This window comes from Hydrogenimonas sp., assembly GCF_029933015.1.
Lineage (GTDB): Bacteria > Campylobacterota > Campylobacteria > Campylobacterales > Hydrogenimonadaceae > Hydrogenimonas.
In genome coordinates this window covers 16,958-24,057 of sequence record NZ_JAOZOZ010000008.1, presented here as the reverse complement: position 1 = coordinate 24,057, position 7,100 = coordinate 16,958, and the positions used below count along the sequence as shown (strand labels likewise).

Here is a 7,100-nt window from a genome sequence, read left to right as displayed (position 1 = left end):
TGAGAAGCGTGTTTTTCATCGAACCGCTGGGGATGACGAATGCCTGGGCGACGAAAAAGATCACCATCAGAACGATGACGACGGTGCCGGTCCATGTGTTGGACCAGTGGTAGAGGCGCACGAGCCAGTGCGGTTTTCTTTTCGCTTCCGACATTTCGGAGGTTTCGTTCACGGATGTTTCGCTCATGCTCTCTCTTTCGCCGCTTTGACGGTGTTTTTCAGCAGCATCGCGATCGTCATGGGGCCGACGCCGCCCGGAACGGGTGTGATATAGCTGCATTTGGGGGCGACCGCTTCGTAGTCGACGTCACCCACCAGCGAACCGTCTTCGAGGCGGTTGATACCGATGTCGATGACGACGGCACCCTCCTTGACCATCTCCTCGGTGATGAGACCCGCCTTTCCGACGCCGACGACGAGGATGTCGGCTTTGCGGGTGTGTGACGCCAGATCTTTCGTGTAGATATGGCAGATATCGACGGTGGCGAAGGCGTTGAGCAGCAGGGCCGCCATCGGTTTGCCGACGATGTTGCTCGCCCCTACGACGCATGCGTCTTTGCCTTTGGGATCGATGCCGTAGGCTTCCAGCATCTCCATGACCCCCAGGGGCGTACAGGGGACGAAGCTGTCCAGACCCGTCATGAGCCGTCCGAAGTTGTAGGGGTGGAAGCCGTCGACGTCCTTGGCCGGATCGATCAGCTCCAGGATTTTCGTCGCGTCGATATGCGGGGGCAGGGGAAGCTGGACGAGAATGCCGTCGATGTTGGGATTTTTGTTCATCATCAGAATCGTCTCTTCGATCTCGCTCTGGCTGATCGATTCGGGCATTTCGTGGGTGATCGAGTAGATACCCGCCTCTTTGCACGCTTTGGCTTTCATTTTGACGTAGGCGTGGCTCGCCGGGTCGTCGCCCACCAGAACCACGGCGAGTCCCGGGGTGATGTCTCTGGAAGCTTTCAGCTCCTCGACCTCTCTGGCTATCTCTTCGCGTATCTCCGCGGCCAGTTTTTTGCCGTCGATTATCTGCATCTGTGATACCTTAATGACAATTTGGATAAAATCCTATCCAAAAGATGATTAAAAGGCGGTTAGTGAAAGTTCTGCTCGTTCTCCTTTTAAGCTCCTTTCTCTTCGGAGAGGACTCTTTCATCACCCAGTACGAATATGGCGAGATGCTCTACAAAAATCCGCGGGGCATCGGCTGTATCCACTGTCACGGCAAGCATGGGGAGGGCGCCTACATCGCCTCCTATGTAGAGGATGGGAAAAAGGTGGTGCTGAGAGGACCGGATATAAGGAAAGTCACCCTCGAAGCGCTCAAAAAGAGTCTCGTCAAACGCTACCGGATCATGCCGACCTACTTTCTGACAGATTCGGAGATCAGGGCGCTGCACTATTTTCTGGTGCATAGTGAGTGAACGGGGAACGGGGAACGGGAAGAAGAGAGTGTGACGCGGTGAGAAAGGGGAGTGATCATGGTGTTTGAAGATCTGGGTGTTCTGGAAGAGCTGGTGGCGCGAGGCGATCTGGAGGGGATCGAGAGGCTTCGCGGTGGGCGCGGGCAGCGTGTGCGGTACGAGCCGCCCTATATCCGAAGCGCCCTGATGCTTTCGGCCCATCGGCTGAAACATCTGAACAGACTCGACGAGCTGGAGGCCGATATCGTCATCCTCAATCTCGAAGACGGGGTCGCGCCGCCGCTCAAGCCGCTGGCGCTGCGCCTGACGGGTCTATTTCTCGCGGAAGCGGAAACGATCCGTTCCAAAACGGTCGTGCGTATCAATCCCCTGGAAGAGGGAGGAAGAGAGGAGATCGCCTATCTCAACGAAATCCGACCCGACGCGATCCGGGTTCCGAAAATCGAAACGCCCGCGGATGTGGAGGAGGCGCTGGATCTGATCGATCCCTCCATCGCCGTGCATCTCTCCGTCGAGACGAAAGAGGCGTGGCGTCACCTGGCCGATCTGCGGGTCGACGCCAGGGTCGAAGCCTGTTATCTCGGTGTGCTGGATCTGCTGGCCTCCATGAAGCTTCCCCAGCGCATCGTGCATCTGCACAATCCGACGATGCACGCCATCATGACCCGCTTTCTGCTGGAGTGCTCCGTTTCGGGGGTGCTGCCGATCTCTTTTGTCTTTCAGGAGTATCGGGACACCGAGGCTTTCGAAAACTGGTGTCTACTGGAGAGAAAGATGGGATACCACGCCAAAGGGTGCGTCTCCCCGGCCCAGGTGGAGATCGCCAACCGTATCTTTCTCCCCTCGGAAGAGGAGCTGGAGTGGGCGAGGCGGGTCGTCGAACTTTTCGAATCGGATCCCGAATGCAGCGGTTTCGCCGACGAGGAGCTGGGTTTCGTGGACGAGCCGATCTACAAAAACGCCAAAAATCTGCTGCGCATGGTCCGGGATAGAGGGTAGGAAACCGCTGCCGTGGAGTTTCTCAGGACGGTGACGATGACCCTCGCAGCCGTGGCGGTCGTACTCGGGGGGTGGTATGTCGCCTATCCGTACGGCTGCTACGCGACACTGCTCTTTTTTCTCTTCTGGGGCGTGATCGCTTCGAGTTTCATCGATCTGAAGATGTTCGAGCGCCGCTGCCTGAAGCGGTGCTATCTGCAGCACGGGTCGATCGTGGCGAAGCTCCTTCTCTCACCCGTGGCCGTCACTATCTTTTTTCTGATTCTCTCTTTCATGATGGCGCTGTCGGCGTTTCTGGCGGTCGTCGACCTGCCGTGGGGTGTATTGGCCTATCTCATCCTTCATGTTGTCGCGGTGACGCTCCTCTACCGATGGTTGGGGCGCCTTTTCGAAGGGGTCTTCAAAGATGGGTATCGTCAACTGCTGGCGAGAGAGTGGGCCATCAATCTTACCGCGCTTCTGCTGATCGGTATCGTTTTCTATGCGGCATACGAAGGGGATGTGCCACGCTATATCCTGCCCGATCTCGACGCTTCCATCCGGGCCGCGACCAACAGCATCGGTTCGGCATGCGGCCCGAGCGATACGGCGCTCCGTTTTCATCGGGAGATCGAAGCGGTGTCGTGGTGGTTCATGACGAAGGAGTCCGAGATGGTAGGAAGCGATCTTTTGCGTCTGGGAAGCTGGATACTCTTTCTTCTTTACAACAGCATGGCGGTACTGGGCATCAACCGTTTCATCGCCCAGGTGGTGTATATGCGCGAAAGAGGATTGAGATGAGAGAAAAAAGAGGGACGTTTCGCACGCTCTTTTCTTGGAAGGAGATGGGTGCAGGGGAGAGATACTTCTGGGGAACGATACTCTTTTTTCTGGTTCCCTTCGCCGTCGTCACACTTCTTGCCATGATCAACACCGCCCGCCATCCCGAAGCGAAGCGACCCAAAGCCCCGATCATCGAGATCGCCGAAAAGGCGCTTTTCAAAGAGAATCTCGAAAAGGCCAAACCCGCCATAGCGAGGGATCTGCAGATGAAGGAGGCGGAGGCGAACGCCACGGTGGATGCGGCGGTGGAGAGGATCTTCGCTCCGGTCTACGCCCGGGTGGACGATTTTCTGGACTACCACTACTCCATCGTCGGGGAGTATGCGGAACTGGGGTATGCCGCGGCAGATAGAATCGACTCGATCGTCAGGGAGAGACTTTTCGGGAAAGATTTCGAAAGACGATTCGCCGAAGAGCTTTCAGGCGTGGAGAGACGTTTTGGGAAGCTTCTTGAAAGCCATGGCAGGTTCATCGGCGAATCGGCCGTCGAAGGGGTCGATCTCTCGCTCAACAGCAAGGTCTACGAAGCGATCGAGCGGGATGTGGCCGGAAATATTACAGTGACGGCCGCCGCGTTCATCGGCGTCGTGGGAGGCGCCAAGCTGGCCGCGCGTGTGATCCCCAAACTGACGGCGAAATTTCTGGCGAAGGTCGGAACGAAGCTGGCGGCAAAAGTGACGGCGAAGACGGCGACGAAGGCGGCTGCCGCCGAGACGGGCGCCGCGAGCGGCGTGCTGTGCGGTCCCTTCGTCTGGATCTGCTCTCCCGTTCTGGCCACGGCCGCCTGGTTCGCCACCGACGCCGTGGTGATCAAAGCCGACGAAATGCTGACCCGTGACGATTTCAGAAAGGAGATCGTCACCGCGATCGACGAGGAGAAAGAGAGCGTGAAAAAGGAGCTCAAATCGCATCTGGCGCTGGCGCTGAGGGAGTTTTCACGGCAGACACGAAAACGGTACGAAAAGCAGCCGGTCAAAGTCAAGGAGATGATCTACGGCCACTCCGCTCAATAGATCCGGTAATGGATATAGAAGCGGATCTTCGTCGTCTCTTTGGGCCTGGGGTAGTCTTTGTAGGCGGTTTTGATCGTGTCCAGAGAGTTGTCGTCGAGCACGCCGAAACCGGATGAGGCGATCACTTTCAGATCGGTGATGTCGCCGTTGGGGTGGAGATAGAACTCGACGACGTTGACCCCCTGCATCCGCTGCTGGGCGGCGAACGGCGGGTAGCCGCGCATCGTCAGGTAGTGCTGTGTGATCGCCTGGATGCGGTTGAGGTTGTTTTTGATGAACTTTTTCTGGTTCGGTGTGAAGTGGTCGAACTCGTCCTTGTACAGAGCGTGGAATTCCCGGTCCGACATCGTGTTGTCGATCTGCTCGATGGAGGGTGGTTTGGGAAGGTTTTTCGGCTGGGGCATCGCCGGGGCTCCCAGCGCTCCGGCCAGGGCCGACTCGGCGGATTCGGGTTTTTTGGGTATCGGTTTCGGCAGGGGTTTCGGTCTGGGTTGGGGCGAAGGAGCCGGTTTTTTTGCGATGTGGGGTTTGGTTGCCGGTTTGGACTTTGGCTTCGGTTTTGGTTTTGGTTTTGGTTTCGGTTTGGGGGCCGGCTCTTCCCGTTTAGGCCTCGGTTTTTCCACAGGTTCGGGCTGCGGTGTTTTTTTGGCTTCCTGTTTTTCGGGTTTTGGCTGCGGTTTTGGCGCAGGTGGCACGGGCTTGCTTTCGGGCGCGGGTCTGGAGGGTGGAATAGGCGCTTTTTTGGGTTTCGATGGCGGGGGTGTTACGAAATCGCTCAAAGAGAGTTCCACCCGTTTGGCACCCGATGAGGTCAGCTCCTTCTGGGCGCGGTGGGCGAAGAGGAAAAAGAGAGAGAGCAGGGCCAGGTGAATCAACAGCGACAACAGCAGCGAGAGAAGTTTGCGTCGATTCAATCCAGGCCCCGTTTTTTGGCGTATTATACTTTATTAACCGCTTTTTGCCTATAATCAGGCCAAAATATCAAGCTGAGGATGGGAACGTGAAACATACAAAGAGTATCGAAGCCTACGAAGCGGCGAAGAAGGTGATTCCGGGAGGCGTCGACTCCCCGGTTCGGGCATTCGGAAGCGTCGGCGGGACGCCGCCTTTCATCGAAAGAGGAGAGGGGGGATATCTGATCGATATCGACGGCAACCGCTATGTCGATTACGTACAGAGCTGGGGACCGCTGATTTTCGGTCACTGCGATCCGACCGTCGAGGCGGCCGTCATCGAGACAGCCCGGAAGGGGCTCAGTTTCGGCGCGCCGACACTGCTGGAGACGGAGCTGGCCGAAGAGATCGTCACGCTCTTTCCCGCCATCGACAAGGTCCGTTTCGTCAACAGCGGGACCGAGGCGGTGATGAGCGCCATCCGTCTGGCACGCGGATTCACCGGACGGGACGATATCGTCAAGTTCAAAGGGTGCTACCACGGGCACAGCGACTCCCTGCTGGTGCAGGCGGGCAGCGGTGCCGCGACATTCGGCGCCCCCAACTCTCCGGGCGTTCCGGAGGATTTCGCCAAACATACGCTTCTGGCCGACTACAACGACATCGAAAGCGTCAAAGCCTGTTTCGAAGCCAGCGATGAAATCGCCTGTGTCGTCATCGAGCCGATCGCCGGCAATATGGGACTGGTGCCGGCCGAGGAAGCTTTTTTGCGAGATCTGCGCACACTTTGCGACGAGCACGGCACGCTGCTCATCTTCGACGAAGTGATGAGCGGTTTCCGCGCCTCTTTGACGGGAGCGCAGGGGCTGACCGACGTGAAGCCCGATCTGGTGACGCTGGGCAAAGTGATCGGCGGCGGTATGCCGGTGGGCGCTTTCGGCGGCCGTGCCGACATCATGGCCAAACTCAGCCCCGAAGGCCCGGTCTACCAGGCGGGTACCCTCAGCGGCAACCCGGTGGCGATGGCGGCGGGTCTGGCGCAGGTGCGGCAACTCAAAGCGGATCTGGCGCTCTACGAAATCCTGGAGATGCGTGCGCGACGTCTGGTCGAGGGTCTCAAAGCGGCGGCGGATGCCCATGAGATCCCGCTGCAGATCGACGTGCGGGGCAGCATGTTCGGATTTTTCTTCAACGACAGACCGGTCAGAAACTTCGACGACGCCCTCGCGAGCGATACGGAGCGTTTCGCGAAGTTCCACCGGGCCATGCTGGATCGCGGATTCTACTTCGCATGCAGCCAGTTCGAGACGGGATTCATCTGCTCCAAGACGACCGACGTGATGATCGACGAGACGATCCGCAACGCCCATGAAGTGATGGGAGCGCTCTGATGGGCGAACAGGAGAGATCCACCGGGGAGAAGCCGAAAGTCAAAAAGGTCGTCGAAGGGGCCTACGACCTCTCTCTGGGGATTTCGATGGTCGTGGCCGTGCTCATCGGTATCGCTCTTGGATACTGGATGCGCAATCTCTTCGGCTACGAGTGGCTCTTCTGGCTCGGCGTCTTCTGGGGCGTGGCAGGCGCGATCCTCAACGTCTACAAAGCCTACAAAAAACAGGTCAAAGCCTTCGACGAGTACAAAAACGATCCCCGCTACAAAAACTACAGCCAAAACGACGACGAAGAGGACGATGCGTAAAGTCGTTTTCGCGCTCTTTCTGGCCGCGACGGCCGGGAGCCTGGCGGTCTATCTGATATGGGGAGAAGACTCGCTGCTGAACTTCATCACGGGTTTTTTCAGCGCGGCGGTGGTTCTCGCGGCTTCCTCCCTGGGCTACTGGCAGATGGTATCGGGTGCCGAAACCTCCACGCCGCATCACGATCTGCCCGATTTGGTGGAGGCGATCGACGACCGATACGGCCTCTGGGAAGAGGAGAGTGAAGCCGAAAATCCC

9 protein-coding genes and 1 pseudogene are annotated in these 7,100 nt (G+C 57.9%); 7 read left to right on the top strand and 3 right to left on the bottom strand.

What is annotated here, in order from left to right; genetic code table 11:
* Both Q1K23_RS01395 and folD read right to left on the bottom strand, forming a co-directional pair.
* Positions 1-187 (bottom strand): annotated as a pseudogene (locus Q1K23_RS01395) (hypothetical protein); the annotation flags it as partial.
* Complete coding sequence (folD, locus tag Q1K23_RS01390) at positions 184-1,029, bottom strand: bifunctional methylenetetrahydrofolate dehydrogenase/methenyltetrahydrofolate cyclohydrolase FolD (RefSeq protein WP_300361453.1); 846 nt, start codon at positions 1,027-1,029, stop codon at positions 184-186. The pseudogene Q1K23_RS01395 and the gene folD, both read right to left, overlap by 4 nt.
* A gap of 62 nt (positions 1,030-1,091) precedes the next feature.
* On the opposite strand from folD, the gene Q1K23_RS01385 reads away from it, so the two are divergent.
* Genes Q1K23_RS01385 through Q1K23_RS01370 form a run of 4 tightly spaced genes read left to right on the top strand, consistent with a single transcriptional unit; the run spans position 1,092 to position 4,252 of the window.
* Positions 1,092-1,418: a cytochrome c gene (locus Q1K23_RS01385; protein ID WP_300361451.1), complete on the top strand. Its 327-nt coding sequence runs from the start codon at positions 1,092-1,094 to the stop codon at positions 1,416-1,418.
* 57 nt (positions 1,419-1,475) lie between these two features.
* Positions 1,476-2,417: a CoA ester lyase gene (locus tag Q1K23_RS01380; RefSeq protein ID WP_300361450.1), complete on the top strand. Its 942-nt coding sequence runs from the start codon at positions 1,476-1,478 to the stop codon at positions 2,415-2,417.
* A 12-nt stretch (positions 2,418-2,429) separates the two neighbouring features.
* Positions 2,430-3,197, top strand: coding sequence for a hypothetical protein (locus Q1K23_RS01375; protein ID WP_300361448.1), 768 nt, complete (start codon positions 2,430-2,432; stop codon positions 3,195-3,197).
* Positions 3,194-4,252, top strand: coding sequence for a hypothetical protein (locus Q1K23_RS01370; protein ID WP_300361446.1), 1,059 nt, complete (start codon positions 3,194-3,196; stop codon positions 4,250-4,252). The genes Q1K23_RS01375 and Q1K23_RS01370 overlap by 4 nt, the downstream gene beginning before the upstream one ends.
* Here the strand turns inward: Q1K23_RS01370 and Q1K23_RS01365 are convergent.
* A complete protein-coding gene (locus Q1K23_RS01365) occupies positions 4,246-5,166 on the bottom strand; it encodes an energy transducer TonB (protein ID WP_300361444.1) in 921 nt (306 codons plus the stop codon). The genes Q1K23_RS01370 and Q1K23_RS01365 overlap by 7 nt on opposite strands.
* A gap of 86 nt (positions 5,167-5,252) precedes the next feature.
* Here Q1K23_RS01365 and hemL point away from each other — a divergent pair, with 86 nt between their 5' ends.
* From hemL to Q1K23_RS01350, 3 genes are all read left to right on the top strand, one after another.
* Entirely contained in the window at positions 5,253-6,536 is a 1,284-nt protein-coding gene (gene hemL, locus Q1K23_RS01360; RefSeq protein WP_300361442.1) for a glutamate-1-semialdehyde 2,1-aminomutase, read from the top strand.
* On the top strand, positions 6,536-6,844 hold the full coding sequence (locus Q1K23_RS01355; RefSeq protein ID WP_300361441.1) for an AtpZ/AtpI family protein: 309 nt from the start codon (positions 6,536-6,538) through the stop codon (positions 6,842-6,844). Before hemL ends, Q1K23_RS01355 begins: the two co-directional genes overlap by 1 nt.
* Positions 6,837-7,100 (top strand): hypothetical protein (locus tag Q1K23_RS01350; RefSeq protein WP_300361438.1); only part of this gene is annotated, 264 nt, incomplete at its 3' end. The genes Q1K23_RS01355 and Q1K23_RS01350, both read left to right, overlap by 8 nt.

Bases quoted from the DNA above. Each gene is read 5' to 3' on its own strand.
- folD (WP_300361453.1), bottom strand. From the start codon at position 1,029: ATGCAGATAATCGACGGCAAAAAACTGGCCGCGGAGATACGCGAAGAG.
- Q1K23_RS01380 (WP_300361450.1), top strand. From the start codon at position 1,476: ATGGTGTTTGAAGATCTGGGTGTTCTGGAAGAGCTGGTGGCGCGAGGC.
- Q1K23_RS01370 (WP_300361446.1), top strand. From the start codon at position 3,194: ATGAGAGAAAAAAGAGGGACGTTTCGCACGCTCTTTTCTTGGAAGGAG.
- Q1K23_RS01355 (WP_300361441.1), top strand. From the start codon at position 6,536: ATGGGCGAACAGGAGAGATCCACCGGGGAGAAGCCGAAAGTCAAAAAG.